24 protein-coding genes are annotated in these 24438 nt (G+C 67.2%); 13 read left to right on the top strand and 11 right to left on the bottom strand.

Going from position 1 to position 24438, the window contains the following annotated elements; all coding sequences use genetic code 11:
- The first annotated feature begins 66 nt into the window (after positions 1-66).
- From NUW50_RS18080 to NUW50_RS18070, 3 genes are read left to right on the top strand one after another with little or no spacing between them, the layout of a single operon-like run.
- Positions 67-1023 (top strand): TRAP transporter substrate-binding protein, encoded by a 957-nt coding sequence (locus NUW50_RS18080; protein WP_258290563.1) that lies wholly within the window; start codon positions 67-69, stop codon positions 1021-1023.
- A gap of 51 nt (positions 1024-1074) precedes the next feature.
- Positions 1075-1599, top strand: coding sequence for a TRAP transporter small permease (locus tag NUW50_RS18075; RefSeq protein ID WP_258290562.1), 525 nt, complete (start codon positions 1075-1077; stop codon positions 1597-1599).
- The gene (locus NUW50_RS18070) at positions 1596-2903 is read left to right on the top strand and encodes a TRAP transporter large permease (RefSeq protein WP_275982208.1); all 1308 of its coding nucleotides are present in this window, start codon (positions 1596-1598) and stop codon (positions 2901-2903) included. The genes NUW50_RS18075 and NUW50_RS18070 overlap by 4 nt, the downstream gene beginning before the upstream one ends.
- Positions 2904-3003: 100 nt before the next feature.
- Here the strand turns inward: NUW50_RS18070 and NUW50_RS18065 are convergent, their stop codons facing one another.
- The 8 genes from NUW50_RS18065 to NUW50_RS18030 form a co-directional block, all read right to left on the bottom strand.
- Positions 3004-3528, bottom strand: coding sequence for a winged helix DNA-binding protein (locus NUW50_RS18065; RefSeq protein WP_258290561.1), 525 nt, complete (start codon positions 3526-3528; stop codon positions 3004-3006).
- 76 nt (positions 3529-3604) lie between these two features.
- Entirely contained in the window at positions 3605-5617 is a 2013-nt protein-coding gene (locus NUW50_RS18060; RefSeq protein WP_258290560.1) for a putative 2-aminoethylphosphonate ABC transporter permease subunit, read from the bottom strand.
- Positions 5614-6747 carry a putative 2-aminoethylphosphonate ABC transporter ATP-binding protein gene (locus NUW50_RS18055; protein ID WP_258290559.1) on the bottom strand — a complete coding sequence of 378 codons (1134 nt, stop codon included), beginning with the start codon at positions 6745-6747 and terminating at the stop codon, positions 5614-5616. The genes NUW50_RS18060 and NUW50_RS18055 overlap by 4 nt, the downstream gene beginning before the upstream one ends.
- 93 nt (positions 6748-6840) lie before the next feature.
- Entirely contained in the window at positions 6841-7860 is a 1020-nt protein-coding gene (locus NUW50_RS18050; RefSeq protein ID WP_258290558.1) for a putative 2-aminoethylphosphonate ABC transporter substrate-binding protein, read from the bottom strand.
- 203 nt (positions 7861-8063) lie between these two features.
- Positions 8064-9425 (bottom strand): (R)-1-hydroxy-2-aminoethylphosphonate ammonia-lyase, encoded by a 1362-nt coding sequence (gene pbfA, locus NUW50_RS18045; RefSeq protein WP_258290557.1) that lies wholly within the window; start codon positions 9423-9425, stop codon positions 8064-8066.
- A gap of 110 nt (positions 9426-9535) precedes the next feature.
- On the bottom strand, positions 9536-10984 hold the full coding sequence (phnY, locus tag NUW50_RS18040) for a phosphonoacetaldehyde dehydrogenase (protein ID WP_258290556.1): 1449 nt from the start codon (positions 10982-10984) through the stop codon (positions 9536-9538).
- Positions 10981-12225 (bottom strand): phosphonoacetate hydrolase, encoded by a 1245-nt coding sequence (gene phnA, locus NUW50_RS18035; protein ID WP_258290555.1) that lies wholly within the window; start codon positions 12223-12225, stop codon positions 10981-10983. Before phnA ends, phnY begins: the two co-directional genes overlap by 4 nt.
- A 70-nt stretch (positions 12226-12295) precedes the next feature.
- On the bottom strand, positions 12296-13483 hold the full coding sequence (locus NUW50_RS18030) for a 2-aminoethylphosphonate--pyruvate transaminase (protein ID WP_258290554.1): 1188 nt from the start codon (positions 13481-13483) through the stop codon (positions 12296-12298).
- A 122-nt stretch (positions 13484-13605) separates the two neighbouring features.
- On the opposite strand from NUW50_RS18030, the gene NUW50_RS18025 reads away from it, so the two are divergent.
- The gene (locus NUW50_RS18025; RefSeq protein ID WP_258290553.1) at positions 13606-14469 is read left to right on the top strand and encodes a LysR substrate-binding domain-containing protein; all 864 of its coding nucleotides are present in this window, start codon (positions 13606-13608) and stop codon (positions 14467-14469) included.
- A 3-nt stretch (positions 14470-14472) separates the two neighbouring features.
- On the opposite strand, the gene NUW50_RS18020 is transcribed toward NUW50_RS18025, so the two are convergent.
- The 3 genes from NUW50_RS18020 to NUW50_RS18010 all read right to left on the bottom strand — a co-directional run bounded on the left by NUW50_RS18020 (position 14473) and on the right by NUW50_RS18010 (position 16460).
- On the bottom strand, positions 14473-15519 hold the full coding sequence (locus tag NUW50_RS18020) for a YeeE/YedE family protein (protein ID WP_258290552.1): 1047 nt from the start codon (positions 15517-15519) through the stop codon (positions 14473-14475).
- Between the two features lie 27 nt (positions 15520-15546).
- Positions 15547-15942 (bottom strand): ArsR/SmtB family transcription factor, encoded by a 396-nt coding sequence (locus NUW50_RS18015; protein WP_258290630.1) that lies wholly within the window; start codon positions 15940-15942, stop codon positions 15547-15549.
- 101 nt (positions 15943-16043) lie between these two features.
- Positions 16044-16460 carry a thioredoxin family protein gene (locus NUW50_RS18010; protein ID WP_338001367.1) on the bottom strand — a complete coding sequence of 139 codons (417 nt, stop codon included), beginning with the start codon at positions 16458-16460 and terminating at the stop codon, positions 16044-16046.
- 74 nt (positions 16461-16534) lie between these two features.
- On the opposite strand from NUW50_RS18010, the gene NUW50_RS18005 reads away from it, so the two are divergent.
- The 9 genes from NUW50_RS18005 to NUW50_RS17965 all read left to right on the top strand — a co-directional run bounded on the left by NUW50_RS18005 (position 16535) and on the right by NUW50_RS17965 (position 24394).
- A complete protein-coding gene (locus tag NUW50_RS18005; RefSeq protein WP_258290551.1) occupies positions 16535-17272 on the top strand; it encodes a cytochrome c biogenesis CcdA family protein in 738 nt (245 codons plus the stop codon).
- A gap of 10 nt (positions 17273-17282) precedes the next feature.
- Complete coding sequence (locus NUW50_RS18000) at positions 17283-17843, top strand: SoxW family protein (RefSeq protein ID WP_258290550.1); 561 nt, start codon at positions 17283-17285, stop codon at positions 17841-17843.
- Between the two features lie 109 nt (positions 17844-17952).
- Positions 17953-18423: a sulfur oxidation c-type cytochrome SoxX gene (gene soxX, locus NUW50_RS17995; protein WP_258290549.1), complete on the top strand. Its 471-nt coding sequence runs from the start codon at positions 17953-17955 to the stop codon at positions 18421-18423.
- 76 nt (positions 18424-18499) lie between these two features.
- Positions 18500-18916: a thiosulfate oxidation carrier protein SoxY gene (soxY, locus tag NUW50_RS17990; protein WP_258290548.1), complete on the top strand. Its 417-nt coding sequence runs from the start codon at positions 18500-18502 to the stop codon at positions 18914-18916.
- Between the two features lie 21 nt (positions 18917-18937).
- Positions 18938-19267, top strand: a complete 330-nt coding sequence (gene soxZ / locus NUW50_RS17985; protein WP_258290547.1) for a thiosulfate oxidation carrier complex protein SoxZ — start codon at positions 18938-18940, stop codon at positions 19265-19267.
- A gap of 83 nt (positions 19268-19350) precedes the next feature.
- Positions 19351-20208: a sulfur oxidation c-type cytochrome SoxA gene (gene soxA / locus NUW50_RS17980; RefSeq protein ID WP_258290546.1), complete on the top strand. Its 858-nt coding sequence runs from the start codon at positions 19351-19353 to the stop codon at positions 20206-20208.
- Between the two features lie 131 nt (positions 20209-20339).
- Positions 20340-22031, top strand: coding sequence for a thiosulfohydrolase SoxB (soxB, locus tag NUW50_RS17975; protein WP_258290545.1), 1692 nt, complete (start codon positions 20340-20342; stop codon positions 22029-22031).
- Between the two features lie 40 nt (positions 22032-22071).
- The gene (gene soxC, locus NUW50_RS17970) at positions 22072-23358 is read left to right on the top strand and encodes a sulfite dehydrogenase (RefSeq protein ID WP_258290544.1); all 1287 of its coding nucleotides are present in this window, start codon (positions 22072-22074) and stop codon (positions 23356-23358) included.
- Complete coding sequence (locus tag NUW50_RS17965; protein ID WP_258290543.1) at positions 23342-24394, top strand: c-type cytochrome; 1053 nt, start codon at positions 23342-23344, stop codon at positions 24392-24394. Before soxC ends, NUW50_RS17965 begins: the two co-directional genes overlap by 17 nt.
- Positions 24395-24438: the final 44 nt, after the last annotated feature.

Raw genomic sequence — 24438 nt, 5'->3', positions numbered from 1 at the left:
AACGCTTGCAAATTGTCAACGTTATGCCATTATATTCCGATAAACATCAACAGAGAGGGTCCCGCAATGCGCTTTTACACTCTGGCCGCGGCGCTTGTCGCCGCCACCCCGGTCCTGGCCGAGACCTGGGACATGCCCACACCCTATGGCGACAGCACCTTCCACACCCAGAACATCGTCAAGTTCGCCGAAGACCTGAAGGACGCCACCGGCGGCGGGATCGAGATCACCGTGCATTCGGCGGGAAGCCTGTTCCCGCATGCCGAGATCAAGAACGCGGTCCGCTCGCGGCAGGTGCCGCTGGGCGAGTTCTTCCTGTCGACCCTGTCCAACGAGGATGCCGCCTTCGGGATCGACAGCCAGCCCTTCCTGGCGACCTCCTACGACGAGGCCTGGAAGCTCTGGCAAGCGCAGAAGCCGGTGATCACCGAACTGCTCGCCAAGCAGGATCTGATGCCGCTCTTCGCCGTCGCCTGGCCGGCGCAGGGGCTCTATACCGAGAAAGAGATCAAGAGCGTGGCCGATCTGAACGGGCTGCGGTTCCGCGCCTACAACGCGGCGCTGGAGGAATTCGCCGCGCTGGCCGGGGCCGCCCCGGTGCAGGTCGAGGCCCCCGACATCCCGCAGGCCTTCACCACCGGCCAGATCGAGGCGATGATCACCTCGCCCTCGACCGGCGCCAATTCCAAGGCCTGGGACTTCGTCAGCCATTACACCCCGATCAACGCCTGGGTGCCGAAGAACATCGTCGTCATCAACAAGCGGGTCTTCGACGCGCTGGACGCCGAGACCCAGACCAAGCTGCTGGAAGCGGCCGCTGCCGCCGAGGCCCGCGGCTGGGAGATGTCGAAGGCCGAGACCGAGGCCCAGGTTCAGGTGCTGAAGGACAACGGCATGGTGGTCTACGATCCCTCGCCGGAACTGCTGGCCGGGCTGCAGGAGATCGGCGCCAAGATGCTCGAGAACTGGAAGGCCAGCGCCTCGCCCGAAGCGCTGGCGGTGCTCGACGCCTATAACATGTAAGGGAAACGGGCCGGGGCATCCCCGGCCCGACCTGCCTTCGGGGGGACCGCAATGCGCAAGGCCCTGGACTTCATCTATGCCGTCTCTCAGGCACTCGCGGCGCTGGCGATCTGCCTCATCGTGGCCCTTGTGACGCTGCAGGTCTCGCTGAACCTCGTGGCCCGTGCCTTCGGACCCGAGTGGAGCTGGACCATCCCGTCCTATGCCGACATCGCCGGATATCTGCTGGCCGCCGGGTCGTTCCTGGCGCTCGGCCCGACGCTGAGGGCCGGCGGCCATATCCGGGTGACGCTGCTGCTGGGCCGCCTGCCGCAGGTGCTGCACTGGGCGGCCGAGGTCCTGGCCCTGACGCTGGGCCTGGCCGTCGCGGTCTTTGCCTGCGGCTATTCGGTCAACCTTCTGCGCGAGAGCCTGCGCTACGGCGACACCTCCAGCGGCATCCTGGCGATCCCGCTCTGGCTGCCGCAGTCGCTGATGGTCCTGGGGCTGGCGGTGCTAGTCCTGGCGCTGGCCGATACCTGGGTCGAGGCGCTGCGCGCCCGGCGTCCGATCCTGCGCGGCGGAGACGAGGCATGATCTCGGGCCCGCTGATGGCGCTGGTCCTGCTGGCGCTGCTGATCGGGCTTCTGGCCCTGGGTCTCTGGGTGGCGCTGGCGCTTCTGGTGACGGCCCTGGTCGCGATGGCAGCCTTTTCCAACGCCCCGGTCGGGCTGGTGCTGGCGACGACGCTCTGGGGCTCGGGCCACAACTACGCGCTGACCGCGCTGCCGCTGTTCATCCTGATGGGAGAAATCCTGCTGCGCTCGCGGCTGGCCGACGACATGTTCGAGGGCCTGGCCCCCTGGCTGTCGCGCGCGCCGGGGCGGCTTTTGCATGTCAATGTCCTGGGCTGCGCCATCTTCGCCGCCGTCTCGGGCTCGTCCGCCGCCACCGCCGCCACCATCGGGCGGATGTCGGTGCCCGAGCTGACCCGCCGCGGCTACCCCGAATCGCTGGTGATCGGCACCCTGGCCGGGTCGGCGACGCTGGGCCTGCTGATCCCGCCCTCGATCATCCTGATCGTCTATGGCGTGGCGACCGAGCAGAGCATCGCCCGGCTGTTCATCGCCGGGGTGCTGCCCGGCCTGCTTCTGGTCAGCCTGTTCTCGGCCTTTGTCGCGCTGCGTTCCTGGGCCGATCCGGGGCTGATCCCGGCCGACAGCGGGCCGCGGATGAGCTTCGCCGCCAAGCTCCGCGCCTCGCGCCGACTGATGCCGGTGGCCGGGTTGATCCTGGCGGTGATCGGCTCGATCTACACCGGCATCGCCTCGCCCACCGACGCCGCCGCCCTGGGCGTGGTCTTCGCGCTCTTGCTGGCCAAGGTGACCGGAGAGTTCTCGCGCCGGATGGCGCTCGACGCGTTGCTGGCGGCGACCCGCACCTCGGCGATGATCGCCTTCATCCTGGCCGGGGCGGCGGTGCTGTCGGTGGCGATGGGCTTCACCGGCCTGCCGCGCAACCTGGCCGCCTGGATCGCCGGGCTGGGCCTGTCGCAATATGCGCTGCTGGCGGCGCTGACGCTGTTCTTCGTGGTGCTGGGCTGCTTTCTCGACGGGATTTCGGTGGTGGTCCTGACCACCTCGATCATCATGCCGATGGTGACGGCGGTCGGCATCGACCCGTTGTGGTTCGGCATCTATCTGGTGCTGGTCGTCGAGATGAGCCAGATCACCCCGCCGGTCGGCTTCAACCTGTTCGTGATCCAGGGCCTGACCGGGCTGAACATGCTGCGGATCGCCCGCGCCGCGCTGCCGTTCTTCTTCCTGCTGCTGCTGGCGGTCGGGCTGATCACCCTGTTCCCGCAGATCGTCACCTATTTGCCGAACGCGATGGGCGGGTGATGATCCGGCACGGATCGGCGGCACGGCGTGGAGGGTGCCGGCATGCCACCCGCAGGAGGCGCGCAGGGTGCGCGATGTCACGCACCCTTCCCTTCCGCCCCTACAGCGAGGCCGCTGCCCGGCTGGCCTGATCATAGAGCCCGGACAACGCCCGCAGGCTGGCGGCGATCTCGCGCAGGTCCTCGCCGGTGATGTCCATGCGCCCCAGCCCGTCCAGCAGGCATTGCTGGCGCACCTGCCGATAGGCCTCGCACAGCGCCCGGCCCTGGGCCGAGGCGCGATAGAACACTTCCTTGCCGCGTTTCTCGCTTTCCAGCAGCCCCAGCTTCAGCAGTTTCCGCAGCGCGTAGTTCACCGTGTGGCTGTCCTCGACATTCAGCAGAAAGGCGATGTCGGTCAGCCGCTTGTCGCGGTCGCGAGAATTGACATTGTGCAGCACCAGGATTTCCAACGCGCTCATCTCGGGCTGGCCGGCGGCGGCCATGCAACGGGTCATCCAGCGCGAAAAGCCGTTGTAGGCGATGATCAGCCCGTATTCGAATTCCGATGATTCCCATCCCGCCCCCTCGGCCAGGTGCCGGGACGAGACGATCGGCGGGCTGTTTCCAGGCTTTTGCTCGGACATAGTGCTGAAATATCCCTGACAAGTTGTCGGGGAAGTGTCGGCGTTTGCCGGGCTCTTGTCCAGATCGGAGGCCCGCCTAGCGGGCCCGCCAGGCCTGGGTCCGGCGCAGCACCCGCCGCGAGGCCAGCGCATGCAGCGCCCGTGCCGCCGCGTTGGTGTAGAAGATCATCATCCCCATTGCCGCCGCCGAGGCGATGAAGCCGGCATCGTCCATGTTCAGCACCGCGACCGAGGCCAGCGCGGTATGGGTCGAATAGAGGAACACCACCGCCGAGACCGTCGTCATCGCGTTGACGAACATGTAGATCGAGATGTCCAGCACGGCCGGCAGGCAGACCGGCACCGTGACCCGCGCGAACAGCCGCCAGAACGGCTGCCCGAGCGAGGCCGCGACCGGCTCGAACTCGGCGTCGATCTGTTTCAGCGCGGTCAGCGCGGTCAGGTGGCCGACGGTGTAGAAATGGGTGACGGTCGAAACGACCAGGATGGTCATCGTGCCGTAGATCGGATTCAGCGGATTGGCCGGATCGTTGAAGAAGAAGATATAGGCCAGACCCAGCACCATGCCCGGCACCGCCATCGGCAGCATGGCGAGGAACTGGAACAGCGCCCGCCCGGTTCTGAACCCGTCGATCTTCTCGACCATGTAGGCGCCGATGAAGATGATCGTGGTGCCGATCCCGGCGGTCAGCAGTGCCAGCCGGATCGAGTTTCGATAGGCCGCCCAGCCGCCGCCGTCCATCCGGTCGAAGGCATAGTTCTTTAACGACAGGCTCAGGTCATAGGGCCAGAACTTGATCAGCGCCGCGAACTGGCAGACCGCGATGATCCCGGCGATGAACACCGCCACGATCAGGCACCAGAGCAGCGCCAGCCGGTCTTTCCTGGGGTTCGGACGGGGCTGGAACGGGACCGAACGGGCCGAGAGCAGCGAGACCTGCTTCTTCTGCACCTGCCGATCGACGATGAAGGCCAGCACCGCAGGCACCAGCAGCACCACCGAGACCACCGCGCCCATCTCGAAATTCTGCTGGCCGATCACCTGCTTGTAGATGTCGATTGCCAGGACGTTGTACTGGCCTCCGATCACCTTGGGCAGGCCGAAATCGGTGATCACCAGGGTGAAGACCACGAAGGCGGCCGAGATCAGCCCGTAGCGTGCGCTTGGCACCGTCACGGTCCAGAAGGTCCGCCAGGCCGAGGCGCGCAGGCTTTCGGCCGCCTCGTATTGCCGCTGGTCCGAGATCGACAACGCCGTGGTGATGATGATCATCGCATGCGGAAAGGTGAAGAAGACCGAGCCGATGACGATCCCCAGCGGGCCGTAGATGCTATGCCCGAACAGCAGGTTCTTCAGCATGCCCTGATTGCCGAACAGGTAGATCAGCGCGATCCCCGGCAGCAGCGACGGCACCAGGATCGGCATCATCGCGATCAGCCGGAAGGTGGACTTGAACCGCATGCAGGTCCGGCTCAGCGCATAGGCAAAGCCGAAGGCCGCCAACACCGTGATGACGGTCGAGATCGTCGCGATGAACAGCGAATTCTCGATCGAGGAGACCAGCGAGGGGTTCGAGAAATAGGCCCGGTAGTTCTGCACCCCGACCGACGCCACCGGCCGCAGGTTGATCCGGCGGAAGGTGTTGGAATCGTATTCCTGCCACTCGGTCGTGTCCTGCGGGTCGAGCCCGACCAGCCACGGCGCGTGCTCCTTGGTGCCCCGCATCCGGTAGAGCACCTTGCTGCGGAAGTTGAACTCGGGGAACAGGTCCACCGCCGTCAGCCTGCCGTCCGAGGAGGAATGCAGTTGCTGATCGGTGAAGACCTGCAATTCCTCGTTCAGATCGGCGGCGCTGACCGGTTCGCCGAAGACCCGGTCCTCGTCGGACACCTGGAATTCATAGGCGGTCAGGTCGAAGCGATAGGTGACGAAGCTCTTCGACAGCATCGCGTAGAGCGGCAGCGCCAGCGCCACCAGCAGGTAGAGCGCGATGATCCCCATGAAGAGCCGCTTGACGATCCCGTCACGGTCCAGCCGGATCCTCGGCTCGCGGCCCGGCGGAAGCGTCTCGGCCCCGGTCACGCTCATTTCCGCGACTCCGGAAACAGCAGCACCCGGTCCGCGGGCAGTTCCACGGTGATCGCGCGCCCGACCGACAGCCGCAACCGCCGCACCGCGTTCATCGAGAAATTCGCCACCAGCGGCACGCCTTCCAGCGCCTCGCCGCTCAGATGCACCCGCCAGTAGGAACCGAGAAACTCCATGTCCGCGATGGTCACCGCCAGCCGGTTCTCGCCCGCCGCCTCATGGCCGCCGGCATGGGGCAGGATGTCCTCGGGCCGCACCGCGACGGTCACGCCGGTGCCCTCGGGCAGGTCGGTCTCGGCCCGCAGCTCGGCCTTGCCAAGCGCAACCTTGCCGCCCCGGAGCGTGGCCGAGACACGATTGGTCTCGCCGATGAAATCCGCCACGAAGAGCGTGGCCGGATGCCGGTAGATTTCCGTCGGGGTGCCGATCTGCTCGATCCCGCCATGGTTCATCACCACGATCCGGTCGGCCATCGACAGCGCCTCTTCCTGGTCATGGGTGACCATGATCGTCGTCACCCCCAGCTTGCGCTGCAATTCCTTGATCTCGTGCCGCAGATGGACCCGCACCTTGGCGTCCAGTGCCGACAGCGGCTCGTCCAGCAACAGCAACCCCGGACCGATGGCGATGGCCCGGGCCAGCGCGATCCGCTGCTGTTGCCCGCCCGAAAGCTGGGCGGGGTATTTCTGCGCCTGTTCCGGCAGGCCGACCAGTTCCAGCAGTTCGGCCACCCGCGCCGTGACCTTGGCCCGCGGCACGCCGGTGTTTTCCAGCCCGAAGGCCACGTTGCGTTCGACCGTCAGGTTGGGAAACAGCGCATAGGACTGGAACACGATGCCATAGTCGCGGGCCGAAGCCGGCAGCACCGAAACATCGCGCCCGCCCTGGATGATGGTGCCGCGCGATTGCGGGTCCAGCCCCGCGATGGCCCGCAGCAGCGTGGTCTTGCCACAGCCCGAAGGGCCCAGGAAACAAATGAACTCGCCCTGCGCGACACTCAGAGAGATGTCCCGCAAGGCAATGAAGTCGCCGAAGCTTTTCCACAGCCCCCGGATCGTCAGATAGGCTTCGGGCGGCGTCTTTGCAGGCTCGGCCGGATCAGCCGCTGCATCGGTGGTCGTCACACTCATCGGAACTCCGGCAAGCTGGAGAAAGGGTAGGCAAGGCAACGCCCGACCCGTGCCCCTGCATCATAGCCGAGACACGGGCCGGGCGGCACCCGCTTACTTGGGTTCGGACTTGCCGTCGTAGCGCGCGGTCCATTCCGACAGGATCTTCTCGCGGTTGTTGGCCGCATATTCGAAGTTGTTGTCGATCATCATCTCGGGGATGTTGTCGGGGAAGTGCTCCACCGGCTTGGCCATGCCGGGGATCGCGACGACCGCGTAACCGACGTTGTACATCTCCATCGCCTTCGGGCTGATCGACCAATCGACAAGGGTCTTCGCGGCCTCTTCATTGGCGGTTCCGGCGACGATTGCCGTCGCTTCCATGTCCCAGCCGATGCCTTCCGAAGGAATGATGATCTCGATCGGCGCGCCTTCGATCTTGGTCTTGGCGCCGCGGAAGGCGAAGGACACGCCGACGACCGCTTCCCCGGCACCCGCCATCCGGCAGGGCTTGGAACCCGAGTGGGTATAGGCGGCGATGTTCTCGTGCAGCGCGTCCATATAGGCCCAGCCGCCCTCTTCGCCCATCAGCTGCAGCCAGGACGAGACATCGAGGAAGCCGGTGCCGGACGAGGCCGGATTCGGCATCACCACATGGCCCTTGTATTCCGGCTTGATCAGGTCGGCCCAGGAGGTCGGCGCCGGAACGCCCAGCTTCTCGCCTTCCACGGTGTTGTAGCACAGCGCCGCCACCCAGGCGTCCATGCCGACCCAGGAGGGCGGCGTGTCGCTGTCGCGGAACTGCGGCGAGAGCTTGTCGAGACCCGCCGGGGCATAGGGTTCGAGCATGCCTTCCGTCTTGAGCACCAGCAGCGAGGTCGCGGCCAGGCCCCAGACCACGTCGGCCTGCGGATTGTTCTTTTCGGCCAGCAGCTTGGCGGTCACGACGCCGGTCGAATCGCGGACCCAGTTGATCTTGATGTCCGGGTGATCCTCGTTGAACGTGGCAGCGTAGCGCTCCAGGTCCTCGGCTTCGACGGCGGTGTAGACCGTCAGTTCGGTCTCGGCCAGCGCGGCCTCGGCCCCCAGGATGGCCAGAATGGCCGCCGGGATCAGCGTTTTGATCGGTGTCATGATTGTCCCCTGTTGTAGTCGTTCTTCATCGCAATTCGCCTGCGCCCCTTCACCTCTGTCGGTCCCGCAGCGCCGTCTTATGTGACGGTCTTTGTTACAGGCACATGACAAGAGAGGGCGATTGCAGGCCCTTCCATCGCCCGAGTGTAGGCGAGAGGACCGATAAGGGAAATCTATTTGTCTGATGATCCGGACATCCAGACTTATAGGTCGCCCGGCCCGGCTCGGCTCTCGGCCCGGACCGCCGCCTCGACGATGGCCAGCGCCCGGTCCAGATCCGGCTCGGGGATGGTCAGCGGAGGCGAGAGGGTCAGCACGTTGCCGGCGCTGATCTTGAAGCTCAGGCCCTGATCGAGGCAGCGGTAGAATACCCGTTCGGCACGGTCGGGGTCCGGGGTCCGGCTGTCGCGGTCGGCCACGATCTCGACCCCGAACATCAGCCCCCTGCCCCGGACGTCGCCGACATGCGGGATCGAAAGCAGGCCGCGCAGCCGCTCCATCGCCGCCCGGCCCAGCCTGTCGGCGCGCTCGGCCAGGCCCTCGTCCCGAATGATGTCCAGCGTGGTCAGCGCGGCGCGGGCGGTGACCGGGTTCTTCTCATGCGTGTAGTGACCGATGGCGAAGTCGCCGGCGACATCCAGCTCGGCCCGGGCCAGCACCGCCGCAACGGGCAGGATACCTCCGCCCAGTGCCTTGCCGAGCGTGATGATGTCGGGCTGCACCTCGTCATGCTGGAAGGCGAACATCCTGCCGGTCTTGCCGAGACCGGTCGGGATTTCGTCGAAGATCAGCAGCGTGCCGTGCCGGTCGCAGGCGGCCCGGACCTCGGCCCAGAAGCCCGGTGGCGGCACCACCGGGGTGGCGCGCATCGGCTCGGCGATGACGGCGGCGATATCGCCTTCGCGGCCCAGGACGTAATCGAGCATCTTCGCGCAGGCGAGGGCGCAGCTGTCCGGGCCGGGATGGCCATAGGGGCAGTGATAGCAGTGGAACGGCGCGACATGTTCGGCACCCGGCAGCAGCGGCCCGGCGATACCCGAGCGGAATGTCGCCTCGCCGCCGACGCTGGAGGCGCCGAAACCGGCGCCGTGGAAAGCATCCCAGAAGCTCAGCGTCTTGAACCGGCCGGTCGCGGCGCGGGCGAGTTTCAGCGCCACCTCGTTGGCATCCGAGCCGCCGGTGGTGAACAGCACCTTGCTCAGCCCGCCGGGCGCCAGCCCGCCCAGCTGCTCGGCCAGTTCGACCGAGACCTCGTTGGTGAAGCGGCGCGGCGAGAAGGTGAGCCCGTCCAGCTGTGCCTTCAGCGCGGCGACAAGGCGCGGGTGGCCGTAGCCGATGTGATGCACGGAGTTGCCGTGGAAATCCATGAAGCGCCGCCCGGCAGTGTCCTCGATCCAGATCCCCTCGGCCTTGGCGATGGTGGAAAGGCAGGGCGTCGAGAGCGACTGGTGCAGGAAGGCGCGGCTGTCGCGTTCCAGCAGCCGGGCGGTGGCCGGATCGTCCAGCCCTTCGGCCCAGCGGACCCGGGCCGGAGAGGTGTTGGCGTCGCCTTCGGTGTGCTGCATGGCGCGGGGGTCCTTTGTGCTGCCGGGGCGCGGTCCGTCGCCGCCCGGGTATTCCATGACGCCCATGTTCCGAGGTCTTGCGCGAAGGGCGGCGGGCCGATCTCTCCGACCTACCCCCAGGGCAGCGAGTAGGTCTTGACGTTGGTATAGGATTTCATCGCCTCGATGGCGCCTTCCTTGTAGCCGTTGCCCGAATCCTTGATCCCGCCGAAGGGCGACATCTCGATCCGGTAGCCGGGCACTTCCCAGATGTTCACCGTGCCGACCACCAGCCCCTCGATATAGGCGCGCATCCGGCGCCAGTCGTTGGTGCAGACCCCCGCCGACAGGCCGAAGGCGGTGGCATTGGACACCGCCTGCGTCGCCGCGTCGTCATCCGGTACCCGGACGATGGGAATGATCGGGCCGAAGGTCTCCTGCATCACCAGCTCGCTTTCGTGCGGGACATGATCCACCACGATCGGCGGCAGCAGCGCGCCCTGCCGCGCCGGATGATAGAGCACCCTGGCGCCCATCGCCTCGGCCGCCCCCACCCGCGCCTCGAAGGTCTCGGCGGCGCGTTCGTGAACCACGCAGCCCAGCTCGGTCGCCGGGTCCATCGGGTCGCCGAAGCGCAGCGCCCTGGCCCGCTCCAGCACCAGCGGCACGAAACGCTCCGCCACGCTCTCCTGCACCAGGATCCGCTTCACCGCCGTGCAGCGCTGGCCCGAGTTCTTGGTCGCCCCGGCCACCGCCAGATCGGCGGCCCGGGCCAGATCGGCATCGGAAAGGTCGGAGCAGACGATCAGCGGATCGTTCCCGCCCAGTTCCAGCACCTGCCGCTTGTAGACCGCCTTGGCGGCGATCATCTTGCCCACCGGCACCCCGCCGGTGAAGGTGATCAGCTCGTAGTCCGGATTGGTGATCATCTCCTCGCCGATATCGCCCGGCCAGCCGGTCACGACCGAGAGCATTTCCGGCGGCAGCCCGGCCTCGTAGAGCGCATCGGCCAGCCAGATCGCGGTCAGCGGGGTCAGTTCGGTCGGCTTGCAGACGATGCAGTTGTTGGTGGCGATCGCCGGGGCGATCTTGTGCGAGATCATGTTGAGCGGGTGATTGAACGGCGTGATCGCCGAGATCGCCCGCAGCGGCTCGCGCATCGTGTAGATCTTCCGCGCCTTGCCATGCGGGGTCAGGTCGCAGGAGAAGGTCTCGGCGTCGTCCTGAATGCAGAGCTGCCCGGTCAGCGTGTAGACGTCATAGGCCCGGCCGCATTCATAGAGCGCGTCGGCATGCGAGATGCCCAGTTCCGCAACGATGATCGGCGCCAGTTCGGCCTTGCGCTCGGCGATGATCCGGGCCGCGTTCAGCAGGATCTGCTGGCGCTCGTAACGGGTCAGCCGGGGCCGGTAGGCGGCGGCGATGGCGAAGGCCTCGCGGGCATGTTCGGCGGTGCCCGCCGGAACCGAACCGATCTGCTCGCCGGTATAGGGATAGTGCACCGGCACCCGCTCGGGGCTGTCGACCCTGCGCCCGGCGATCCGCATCGCCTCGTGCCGCATCGGGATCGGCGCGCTCATCGGGCTGCCGCCGTGGTGGCATAGAAGAAGGCGTCGAAATTGCGCAGATCGGGGGCCGAAGGCAGCTCGATCCTGCGGTTGACGATGAAGGGCACTTCCTGTTCGGTCAGCCCGCCATGGCTGCGCAGCGGCTCGTTCAGCGCCGCCAGATCGTGACGATGCGCCGAGGTGCCGATCGTCATCGTCTCGCCCGAGACCAGAACGATGTCGCCGATCCGGTCGGCCGGAAGCTCGAACCGTTCCACGGCCTCGTCGCGGGTCAGCACATGGGTGATGCCGGGCACCGCCCGCAGCCGGGCGATGATCGCGGCGGTATCGGCCCCGGCGGGCAGGTAGGCGGTGGCAAAGCTGCCGAGCGCCCCGTGATGGACCACATAGGGGTCGGTGATCGGCAGGATCACCCGCGCCGCCGCCTCGCCCAGCCAGTCGTCCAGCAGGTCCTGGACATAGACCACGGCGGGAGAGCCATCGGCCAGATGCTTGGGCTTCATCCCGTGATCCGCCGTCACCACGATCGCCGCCCCCGCCGCGTCGAGCTGGGTCAGGTAGCGGTCGAACATCGCATAGAAGGCCTGCGCCTCGGGCTGCTCGGGGGCATATTTGTGCTGCACATAGTCGGTCGTGGTCAGATACATGACGTCCGGCTTCCACTCGGCCAGCAGCTTCACCCCGGCGGCAAAGACCATTTCCGACAGTTCCGCCGAATAGACCTCGGGCACCGGCCAGCCGAGCCAGTCATTGGCCCGGTCGATCCCGTTCTCGGCCTTGGTGGTCTGGTCCGACCGTTCCGCCGAGAAGCAGATCGCCCGGTCCTGGTCAAACGTCAGCCCGGCGCCCAGCAGGGCCCGCAGCTTGTCCTTGGCGGTGACCACCGCCACCCGCGCGCCGGCGTCATGGAAGGCGCTGAACACGGTCGGCGCCCGCAGGAAGCGGACATCGTTCATCATCACCTCGGCGCCGGTTTCGGGCTCGAACAGGTAGTTGCCGCAGATGCCGTGCACCGCGGGCGGGCGGCCGGTGGCGATCGACAGGTTGTTGGGATTGGTGAAGGACGGGATCACCGAATGCGCCCGCCGCTCGGTCCCGGTCTCGCGCAGCCGCTTCAGGGTCGGCATCAGGCCCTTGTCGATGGCCACGTCGAGATAGGCCGGTTCGCAGCCGTCGAGACAGATCGCAATGGCGGGGACACGCGGCCAGGGATAGCTGCGGCCATTGGCGGTGACGGCGTCGGGATGGGTCATGTGCGGTCCTTGGGTCTGACTTCGGGGCAAAGGCCGGGCCCGGGGCCCGGCGGCAGGTGACGGGGGCGGATCAGGCGGCCAGCCGGGCGCGTTCGGCCATCGCGGCCTCGGGCGGCGCGGCATTGGTGACGCCCATCTCGGCCAGGGTCTCGGCGGCGGCCAGGGTGACGCGGTCCATGACCGCGGCATCCATCCGCCCGATGCAGCCGATCCGGAACGACTCCACCACCGTCAGCTTGCCGGGATAGATGATGAAGCCGCGCGACTTCATGCCGTCGTAGAAGGCCTGGAAGGCAAAGCGCGGATCGGCGGGGCAGAAGAAGGTGACAATGATCGGCGACAGCCAGCGGTCGCTCAGCAGGCTTTCGAAGCCCAGGGCCCGCATTCCGGCGACCAGCTTGTCGCGGTTCGCGGCATAGCGGGCACCGCGCCCGGCGATGCCGCCCTCCTCGGCATGCAGCCGCAGCGCCTCCTGGAAGGCCGCCACCGCATGGGTCGGCGGAGTGTAACGGAACTGGCCGGTCGCCTCCATGTAGCGACCCTGCGCCTCGAGGTCCAAGGCCAGCGAATGGCAGTTCCCCTTGGCCGCCGCCAGCGCCTCCTTGCGGACGATGACGAAGCCGAAGCCCGGCACGCCCTCGATGCATTTGTTGGCCGAAGAGACCATGGCGGTATAGCCCAGCTCCGGGCCTTCGCAGGGCAGCGCCCCGAAGGCCGACATCGAATCGACCAGGAGTTCGCGGCCCTCGGCCCGCACCGCCTCGGCAATCTCGGCCAGCGGGTTGAGGATGCCCGAGGAGGTCTCGCAATGAATGGCGACCACATGGGTGATCGCCGGATCGGCCCGCAGCGCCGCCGTCACCTCGGCGCCACGCGGCGGCAGGTAGTCGCCCTTGTCGATCAGCACATGGGCGCGCCCGATGGTCCGGCAGGTCTCGGCGGCGCGCAGCCCATAGGCGCCATTGGCCAGCACCAGCACCTTGCCGTCGCGCGGCACCAGCGTACCCAGCATCGCCTCGACCGCGAAGGAGCCCGACCCCTGCATCGGCACGCAGGTGTAGCTTCCGTCATCCCCGGCCAGCGCCAGAAGCCGGCCCCGGATATCGGCGGTCATGGCGCGGAAATCTCCGTCCCAGCTGCCCCAGTCGCGCAGCATCGCCTGCTTCACCGACAGCGCCGTGGTCAGTGGCCCCGGGGTCAGCAGGAAGGGTTCCCCCATCTCGGGGTCGGGAAAGGCGGAAGCGGGGACGGTGGACATCGCGGCGACTCCGAATGGGCGGGTTTCTCGGCTTGTTCCATGGGACCTTGCATATGTAAAATCGTTATTTCATATCCTTTCATAAGTTTCACAGGGGCGCACCGCGCCGGAAGGGCCACCCAATGCGCTATGTCCAGCTTCGCGCCTTTCACCATGTCGCCGTGCAGGGCGGGTTTTCCCGGGCCGCCGAGCATCTGCGGCTGACCCAGCCGGCGATCTCGGATCAGGTCAGGAAACTGGAACAGGATTATGACGTGCTCCTGTTCAACCGCTCGAAAAAGCAGGTGGCGCTGACCGGCGCCGGCGAACGGCTGCTGACGATCACCCGGCGGCTCTTCGATGCCGAGGCGCAGGCGCTGGACCTGCTGTCGGAAAGCCGGGCGCTCAGGGCCGGAACGCTGCGGATCGTCGCCGATGCCGCGCATCACGTGCTGCATATCCTGGCCCGGTTCCGCGCCGCCTATCCCGGAGTGCAGGTGACGCTCAGGGCCGGCAACTCGGAAACCGTGATCCAGAGCCTGCGCAGCTACGAGGCCGATATCGGCGTGCTGGGCGAGGTGCCCGAGGGCGCGGCCTTCGACTTCGTGCATCTGAACCGGACCCCGATCATCGCCTTCGTGGCCAGCAGCGATCCCCTGGCAGAGCGCCGCGAACTGCATTTTGCCGAGCTGGCCGACCTGCCGCTGGTGCTGCGCGAGCGCGGCTCGAAGACCCGGCTGAAGCTGGAACAGGCTGCGGCGGCCGAGGGTGTCAGCCTCACCGCCGCGATCGAGGCCGAAAGCCGCGAGGCCGTGCGCGAGATCGTCGCCTCCGGGGCCGGGGTCGGCTTTGTCTCGGCGGCGGAATTCGGCGCCGACGCGCGGCTGGTGGCGATCCCGGTGGCCAGCCGGCTGCCGATGGAAATGGACGAGGCGATGATCTGCCTGCGCGAGCGGCGCAACGGCAAGCTGGTGCAGGCTTTCTTCGACCTGGCCCGGGAAGGGTAGCGGCTATTCCGGCTGGAACCCGGCGATCAGCTGCCGCAGCCCGACCAGGGCGCCCAGCACGATCGCCGCCAGGGTCACCGGCCCCGACCAGGCCAGGGTGGCAAAGCCGGTCAGCCCCTGCCCGACCGAGCAGCCCATGGCCAGCACGCCGCCGACCCCCATCAGCGCCGCGCCGCCGACCTGCCGGCCCAGTTCGCGCGGGTCCTCGCAGGCCTCCCAGCGGAACAGCCCGCGCCAGACCGACCCGGCCAGCGCTCCGCCCATCACCCCGGCAACCAGACCGACCGAAAAGCTCAGCCCGCCGGCGGTCGAGGTCATCAGGAACAGAAGCGAGCGGCCGACCGGCGCGGTGAAGGACGGGCCTTCTATCCCGATCTCGCCGAAGCTCTCGCGGTTCAGACCCGAAGTCGCCGCCAGGCACCAGACCACCGCCACCCCGGCGGCGACGCCCCAGGCGATCATCCCCGGCCGGGCGCGCAGCGGCGCATGCGACAGCGCCCAGGCCAGCACCGCCGCCGACAGCGCTGCCGCCACCACCAGCGGCGGCAGCCCGGTCAGCCGGTTGATGTCATGCAGCACGCCCTGCGGCCCGGTCGCCGGTTCCTGTGCAAAAAGCAGCACCCGCAGCGGCGCCAGCGGCCCCGACAGGGCGACATAGGCGAACAGCCCCATCACCACGACCACGACCAGCGAGCGCAGATCGCCGCCGCCGAAGCGCACCAGGGCTCCGAAGCCGCAGTTCCCGGCCATCGCCATGCCGTAGCCGAAGATCAGCCCGCCCGCGATCGAGGCCCATGGGTTCCAGGCAACCGTATGGTAGATTGTGCCGGGCAACGCGATCCAGCCGCCCGCGGCACCCAGCTGGGTGCCGAGAATGGCCACGCCCAGCACCACGCCCCACAGCCGCAACCGGCGCTGGTCGCCGCCATAGACCGCGGTCTCCAGGGCCCCGAGGGTGCAGAACTCGCCCAGCCGCGCCGCAAGGCCCAGCAACAGCCCGCCGCCCAGACCGATCAGCGCAGCGATCATTCCGTAGGACATCCCGTCCATGGCTCCCCCCATTTCCGAAGGCGGGGGCTAGCGGCCCCGCCGGCCGTCCTCTTGGCGATCGACCGGCTCGTCCGGCGTCTCGCAGAACAACTCTGCCAGAAGCGCCACCGCCCGCGCCACCCTGGGATCGAGGATCGAGTAATAGATGGCCTGCCCGTCGCGCCGGGCCTGCACCATGCCTTCATGACGCAGCCGGGCCAGGTGCTGACTGACCGCCGATTGCCGCGAGGACAGCAGGGTTTCGAGCTCGGTCACGCTCTTCGCGCCGGTCGAGAGATGGCAGAGGATCAGCAGCCGGCCGTCATGCGCCAGCGCCTTGAGGAACCCGGCGGCGGCATTGGCGTTGGCGACCAGATCCGCGAGACCGGGCAACGCCTGCCCCGAAGCATCCGCCGCATCCACGCCCGTCAGATCTTCCGGCATCGCCCCGTCCGTTCCGCTTCGCTGCGGGCCCTGCCACGGGCCGCGGCCCTCGGCCAGGGAAAACCCGCCCAGACCCGGAAGCCGTGCCTTGCTGATCTCGGTCATTGCCTCGCCGCCTCGAGCATCTGGTCCAGCAGCCCCCAAAAGAAGTCCTCCCCGGGATACCCTTCGATCCGGCCTTGTTCAACTCCGTCCCGCAACAGCACGAAGGTTGGGGTGAAGACAGGATGCGCCCGGGTCAGGGTGATGCCCTCGGGCAGCGGCTCGGATATCTGGAGCCGGGTCAGCGGTGCGGCCTGGCCTTCGGTGGTCTTCGGATAGACCGGCGCGATGGTTCGATCCCACTTGGCGCAATAGATGCAGCCGGGCCGTTCGAACATCAGCAGGCGCAGTTCCGCCAGCGCCGTGCCGGGCAGAACCGCCAGCAGCAGCACGATCATCAGGCCGCGCAGAGACCGCAGCGCGACGCCCGCGCCGCGCCGCTGCGGAAGAATGGCGATTGACGACCATTGAGACATATCCGAATATACTAATGTATTCGACGCTCCGCGCAAGCCCGATGGGCGGCACTGCGGGGATGGGGAGGAAATGGATGCTCGAAATCGGCTATGGCGGCGCGGCACTTGCGGGGCTGCTCTCGTTCCTGTCTCCCTGCGTGCTGCCCATGGTGCCTTTCTACCTGAGCTACATGGCCGGCCTGTCGATGCAGGAACTGCGCGGCGAAACCACCATGCCCCGGGGGGCACAGCGGCGGCTGGTGATCCAGGCCCTCGCCTTCGCGCTCGGCGTCACCTCGGTCTTCGTGCTGATGGGGCTGGGCGCCACCGCCCTGGGCCAGGCCTTCGCGCAATGGCGCCAGCCGCTGGCCTATGTCGCGGCGGCGGTGCTGGCCGTGTTCGGCCTGCATTTCCTGGGGGTGATCCGGGTGCCCTTCCTCTACCGCGAGGCGCGGCTCGAAGGCCCGGCGAAGCCGTCCAGCCTGATCGGCGCCTATATCATGGGGCTGGCCTTCGGCTTCGGCTGGACGCCCTGCGTCGGCCCGGCGCTGGCGGCGATCCTGTTCGTCGCCTCGGCCTCGGACACGCTCTGGCACGGCGGCACGCTGCTGCTGGTCTACGGGCTGGCGATGACCGCGCCCTTCGTCATCGCCGCCCTCTTCGCCAAGCCGTTTCTCGGCTGGGTCGGTCGCAATCGGAAATACCTGGGCTATGTCGAAAAGGTGATGGGTGCCATGCTGTTGCTCTTCGCGGTCCTGATCGCCACCGACAGCGTCAACCTGATTGCCGACTGGCTGATCCGAAATTTCGACTGGAGTTCGACGCTGAAATGAGGGGACACCCATGACCAGACTTATCGCCGCACTCGCTACCGTCCTGGCCCTCGCGCTGCCTGCCCAGGCGGTCGAACTGGGCGACGACGGCCTGCACAAGCCCGACTGGCTGCGCGAGACCTTCAAGGATCTGCGCGACGACCTCGACGAGGCCAATGCCGAAGGCAAGCGCCTGATGATCATCGTCGAGCAGCGCGGCTGCATCTACTGCACCAGGATGCATGAGGAGATCTTCCCGATCCCCGAGATCGACGCGATGATCCGCGACACCTATTTCGTGGTGCAGCTGAACATGTTCGGCAGCACCGAGGTCACCGATTTCGACGGCACCACGCTGGACGAGAAATCCATGGCCCGCCGCTGGGGGCTGATGTTCACCCCGACGATGATCTTCCTGCCGGAAGAGGTGCCCGAGGGCGAAACCGCGGTCAGCGCCGCCGTCGCGGTGATGCCCGGCGCCTTCGGCAAGGGCACCACCCTGGCGCTGCTGACCTGGGTGCGCGACCATGTCTACGACACCGGCGTCGGCCTGCAGGAATACATGGTGCCGCGAACCGAGGTGACGAAGTGAGCCTGACGTCGGGGCAGCGTCTTTGCATATTCGCAAATTCAAATGTTTTGTTGCATGGCACGGCATCCGGACCTATCCTGCGAGTCGGGAGACAGTTGGGAGGACCGGAATGAAGCAGCAAATGATGCTCGGGGCGGCTTTGGTGCTGGCGGCTCTGCCGGCCATGGCCGAAACCCCGGTTGCCGAGGTCAAGTATGTCGATGGCGCCATCGCCGAGTCGCTGACCGGCGCGCCGGGCGACGCCGCGGCGGGCGCCAAGGTGATGACCAACCGGGGTCAGGGCAACTGCGTGGCCTGCCATGTGATCAGCGCGATGCCGGACGTGCCCTTCCAGGGCAATATCGGCCCGACGCTGGATGGCGCCGCCGATCGCTGGACCGAGGCCGAGCTGCGCGGCATCGTCGCCGATGCCAAGCACACGTTCGAAGGCTCGATGATGCCCTCGTTCTACAAGACCGGCCCCTATATCCGCCAGGGCGACGGCTACACCGGCAAGGGGTTCGAAGGCACCCTGCCGCCGATCCTGACCGCCGAGCAGGTCGAGGACGTGGTCGCCTATCTGGTGACATTGAAGGAATGAGCGCCGCCGCCGGTCCCCGGCGGAAGGCAAGGAACACGGCCGCACAGGCGGCCCCAGATACTCTGGAGGGAGAGGCATGAGACTATCCAGACGAGAGACGCTGATCCTCGGCTTGGGCGGGGTCGCGGCGGCGGCGCTGCCGCTGCCCGCGATGGCGGCCGCGGAAGAGGCGATCGCCGCCTTCACCGGCGGCGCGACACCGGGCACCGGCGGCCTGACGCTGACCGCGCCCGAGATTGCCGAGAACGGCAACACGGTGCCGATCTCGGTGGATGCGCCCGGTGCCAGCGCCATCCTGGTGCTCGCCCTCGGCAACCCGACCCCGCCCGTGGCGACCTTCAACTTCGGTCCGGCCGCAGGGTCGCAATCCGCCTCCACCCGGATCCGTCTGGCCAAGACGCAGGAGGTTCTGGCCATCGCCAAGATGGCGGACGGCTCTTTCGTCGAGGCGCGCTCGACCGTGAAAGTCACCATCGGCGGCTGCGGCGGCTGAGCCAGGTATAGGGAGAACAACATGGCGAAGAACGTCAAACCGCGCGTCAAGGTTCCCAAGTCGGCTTCGGCCGGCGAGGTCGTGACCATCAAGACCCTGATCTCGCATCCGATGGAATCGGGCCAGCGCAAGGACGGCGACGGCAACCTGATCCCGCGCTCGATCATCAACCGCTTCACCTGCGACTTCAACGGCGTCAACGTGATCGACATCACGCTGGAGCCGGCGATCTCGACCAACCCCTATTTCGAATTCGACGCCAAGGTCGATGCCGAGGGAACCTTCGCGTTCACCTGGTACGACGACGACGGCGACGTCTACACGGAAGAAAAGTCGATCGCGGTCGGTTGATGCCGGGGCTCCGGACATCGGAACTGCGCGACAAAGGGCCGACCGGCACAACCCGGTCGGCATCACCTGAGGGAGGGAACCGAATGCTGCGTCAGGGCAGAACATTTCTCGCGGCGGCGCTGGCCGTCTGCGTCGCCGGGGCGGCCTCTGCCGATCCGGTGGAAGGCGAAGAACTGGTCATCAACGGCGACATTACTCTGGTCACCCGCGTCGCCCCCGCCGCTTCGGTCGCGGATGCGCTGCCCGAGGTGCTCTCGGGCTGGCTGTTCCGGGACGAGGCCACACGGGCCATGGAAATGGACGACTTCGACAACCCGGCGATGCTGGCGGTCGATGTCGGGCTGGAACTCTGGGACACCGTTGACGGCTCCGAGGGCAAGAGCTGCGCCTCCTGCCACGGCGACATTTCCTCGATGAAGGGCCTGCGCGCCAAGCTGCCCAAGATGAACGCCGCCGGCGACGATCTCTGGTCGATGGAGAACTTCATCAACGATTGCCGGACCAACCGGATGGGCGCCGATGCCTGGAAATGGTCGGGCAGCGAGATGACCGCGATGACCGGGGCGATCTCGCTGCAGTCGCGCGGCATGCCGATGAGCGTCGCCATCGACGGTCCGGCCGCCGAATGGTGGGCCAAGGGCAAGGAAATGTACTACACCCGGACCGGTCAGCTGGAACTCAGCTGCGCCAATTGCCACGAAGACAACTATGGCAATCACATCCGGGCCGACCACCTCAGCCAGGGGCAGCTCTCGGGCTTCCCGGTCTACCGGCTGAAGAACGCCAAGCTGGTCTCGATCCACAATCGCTTCAAGGGCTGTGTGCGCGACACCCGGGCCGAAACCTATGCCGAAGGTTCGCCCGAGTTCCGGGCCCTCGAGTTGTACGTCGCCTCCCGCGGCGAAGGACTGTCCATCGAAGGCGTGGGCGTCCGCCCGTAACGAGTGCCTGCGGCGCGTCGGTCATTCGGCGCGCCGCCGTTCGATTACCGCCCGGCGGGGACCGGGCCCGATCCGGCGCATGACAGGCTGAAGAAGCGCGGCGCCCATTTGACAGGCATGGAGAACGCAGGATGATTTCGCGGCGCGAATTCTGGCAGGCTGGAATGGCGGCATCTGCCATCGTCGGGGCCTCGGGCCTGGGCAACTGGGGCAGACTGGCCGCACAGCAGGCGCTGACCCAGGACCAGTTGCTGGCCTTCGAGGATTTCGGCAATGTCACGCTGATCCACATCACCGACATTCACGCCCAGATGCGCCCGGTCTGGTTCCGCGAGCCGTCGATCAATCTCGGCGTGGGCGAGGTCAAGGGCCTGCCGCCGCATGTCACCGGCGCCGAGTTCCTGAAGACCTTCGGCATCGAACCCGGCTCGACCATGGCCTATGCGCTGACCTCCGACGACTTCCAGGCCCTGGCCAGGGGCTATGGCCGGATGGGCGGCATGGACCGGGTCTCGACCGTCGTCAAGGCGATCCGCGCCGCCCGCCCCGAGGCGCTGCTGCTCGACGGCGGCGACACCTGGCACGGCAGCCTGACGGCGCTGAAGAGCCAGGGGCAGGACGTGGTGGACGTGATGAACGCGCTCGGCGTCGAGGCGATGACCAGCCACTGGGAATGGACGCTCGGCACCGAAAGGGTCATGGAGATCGTCGACTCCCTGCCCTTCCCCTTCCTCGGCGCCAATATCTTCGACGTCGAATGGGACGAACCCGCCTTCGAACCCTACAAGATGTTCGAACGCGGCGGCGTCAAGATCGCCGTCATCGGCCAGGCCTTCCCCTATCTGCCGATCGCCAACCCGAAATGGATGTTCCCGGAATACTCCTTCGGCATCCGCGAAGAACGGATGCAGGAAGTGGTGGACGAGGTCCGCGCCGCCGGCGCCGATCTGGTGGTCTGCCTGTCGCACAACGGCTTCGATGTCGATCGCAAGATGGCCGGCCGGGTCCAGGGCATCGACGTGATCCTGACCGGCCACACCCATGACGCGATCCCGGAACCGGTGCTGGTCGGCGACACGATCCTGATCGCCTCGGGCTCGAACGGCAAATTCGTCTCCCGCGTCGATCTCGACGTGCGCGACGGCAGGATGATGGGCTTCCGCACCCGGCTGATCCCGATCTTCTCGGACGTGATCGAAGCCGATCCCGAGATCACCGCGGTGATCGAGGCCGGCCGTGCGCCCTACCGGGACGAGGCCGAGGAGGTGATCGGCACCACCGAGAGCCTGCTCTACCGTCGCGGCAATTTCAACGGCACCTGGGACGACCTGATCTGCGACGCGGTGCGCAGCGAGCGCGACGCCCAGATCGCCCTGTCGCCGGGGGTCCGCTGGGGGCCGACCCTGCTGCCGGGCGAGGACATCACCCGCGAGGACATCCTCGGCGTCACGGCGATGACCTACGGCCAGTGCTACCGGACCGAGATGACCGGCGCCGATCTCAAGCTGATCCTGGAGGACGTGGCCGACAACCTGTTCAACACCGATCCCTATTACCAGCAGGGCGGCGACATGGTGCGGGTCGGCGGTCTCAGCTACCGGATCGACATCTCGCAGGAGATCGGCAAGCGGATCGACCAGTTGACCCTGACCGATACCGGCGCCGCGATCGACCCCGCGACCAGCTATACCGTCGCCGGCTGGGCCAGCGTCAACGAGGGCACCGAGGGACCGCAGATATGGGAGGTGATCGAGGATCACGTCCGCAAGCTCGGCACGGTCCGCCGCGACCCCGCCGAAACCGTCACCGTCACCGGACTTTGAAGACCCGCGCCTTGCCGCGGCATCAGGAAGGACAGGCATCATGAGCGATGACCAAGACAGCGGCGACCGCGCCGCAACCAGCCCCTCGGGCCCCAGCCGCCGCACCGTTCTGGGCGGGCTTGCCGCCGGCGGCGCCCTGGCCTCGGCCGCCCGCGCGGAAGGGGCCGATCCGCTGATCACCGAGGTTCAGCCCTGGGCGAACGGCTTTGGTGACGGCGTCGACGCCACCCCCTACGGGCTGCCGATCCGCTTCGAAGGCGACGTGATCCGCCGCAACGTGCCCTGGCTGACCGCGGATGTGATCTCGTCGATCAACTTCACCCCGATCCACGCGCTCGACGGCACCATCACCCCGCAGGGCTGCGCCTTCGAGCGCCACCACTCGGGGGCCATCGAACTGGCGAAACCGGACTACCGGCTGATGATCAACGGGCTGGTCGAACGGCCGCTGGTCTTCACCTACGAGGACCTGGAACGCTTCCCCCGCGAAAGCCGGGTGCATTTCCTGGAATGCGCCGCCAATACCGGGATGGAATGGGCCGGGGCGCAGCTCAACGGCGCCCAGTTCACCCATGGCATGATCCACAACATGGAATACACCGGCGTGCCGCTGCGGCTGCTGCTGGAAGAGGCCGGCCTGAAGCCCGAGGGCAAGTGGCTGCTGGTCGAGGGCGCCGATGCCTCGTCCAACGGCCGCTCGCTGCCGATCGAGAAGGCTCTGGACGACTGCCTGGTCGCCTTCAAGGCCAATGGCGAGGCACTGCGCAAGGAGCATGGCTACCCGGTGCGGCTGGTGGTGCCGGGCTGGGAAGGCAACATGTGGGTCAAGTGGCTGCGCCGGATCGAAGTCGGCGACCAGCCCTGGGAGACCCGCGAGGAAACCTCGAAATATACCGACACGCTGGCCGACGGCACCGCCCGGAAATGGACCTGGGTGATGGACGCCAAGTCGGTCGTCACCTCGCCCAGTCCGCAGATGCCGATCAAGCACGGACCGGGGCCGATGGTCATCACCGGCCTGGCCTGGTCGGGCCGCGGCGCCATCGAGCGGGTCGATGTCACGATCGACGGCGGCAAGTCCTGGAAGACCGCCCGCCTGGTTCCGCAGGCCGCCGACAAGGCGCTGCACCGTTTCTACCTGGAACATGACTGGGACGGCGGCGAGATGCTGATCCAGAGCCGGGCGATGGACTCGACCGGCTATGTCCAGCCGACCAAGGAAGCGCTGCGCGAGGTCCGCGGCGAGAACTCGGTCTATCACAACAACTGCATCCAGACCTGGTGGGTCAAGCCGAACGGAGAGGCCGAGAATGTCGAAATTTCTTGAGGCATCCGCAGTCATCGCCCTGCTCGCCGGGCCGGCCCTTGCCGAACCGCTGGGTCTCGGCCGCCCGGCCCTGCCCGAGGAAATCGCCGCCTGGGACCATGACGTGCGGCCCGACGGCCAGGGCCTGCCCCCGGGTTCGGGAGACGTGCTGACCGGCGAAGAGCTGTTCTCGGACAACTGCGCCGCCTGTCACGGCGAATTTGCCGAAGGCGTCGACAACTGGCCGAAACTGGCCGGCGGTTTCGACACGCTCGACCGCAAGGACCCGGTCAAGACCGTGGGCAGCTACTGGCCCTATCTCTCGACGGTCTGGGACTATGTCCATCACTCAATGCCCTTCGGCAACGCCCAGACGCTGAGCAATGACGAGACCTATGCGATCGTCGCCTATATCCTCTATTCCAACGATCTGGTGGACGAGGACTTCACCCTCTCGAACGAGAATTTCCTGAGCGTCGAGATGCCCAACGCCGCCGGCTTCATCGAAGACGACCGCGAGGCCGTGGAACTGCCGCTGTTCTCGCAGCCGCCCTGCATGGAGAACTGCAAGGACAGCGTCGAGATCACCGCCCATGCCTCGGTGCTGGACGTGACCCCCGACGACGGCACCGATGACGCCGCAGCGGTGGAACCGGCGCCCGAGGATCAGGCCCAGGCGGTCGAACCCCCGGCGCCCGAACCCGAGCCGGTCGCTCTGGTCGAGGCCCCCGATCCGGCACTGGTCGAAAAGGGCGCCAAGGTGTTCAAGAAATGCGCCGCCTGCCACAAGATCGGCGACGGCGCCAAGAACGGCGTCGGCCCGGCCCTCACCGGCGTCTTCGGACGCCAGGCCGCCACCGCCGATGGCTTCAAGAAGTATTCCAATCCGATGAAGGAGGCCGGAGAGGCCGGGCTGGTCTGGGATCACGACAATCTCGACGCCTATCTCGCCGACCCGCGGGCCTTCCTGCCGAAGAACAGGATGGCCTTCGCCGGGCTGCGGAAAGACGCGGACCGGGCCGCGGTCATCGCCTATCTGCAGAGCTTCAGCCAATAGCGGCGGCGCCGCCCGGCGCCACCGGCCCCGACCGCAACCAACAG

This window comes from Frigidibacter sp. ROC022, from assembly GCF_024723735.1.
Taxonomy (GTDB): Bacteria; Pseudomonadota; Alphaproteobacteria; order Rhodobacterales; family Rhodobacteraceae; genus SLM-1.
Note: the sequence above shows the minus strand (reverse complement) of the source record. Positions and strands in the feature narration are given on the sequence as shown.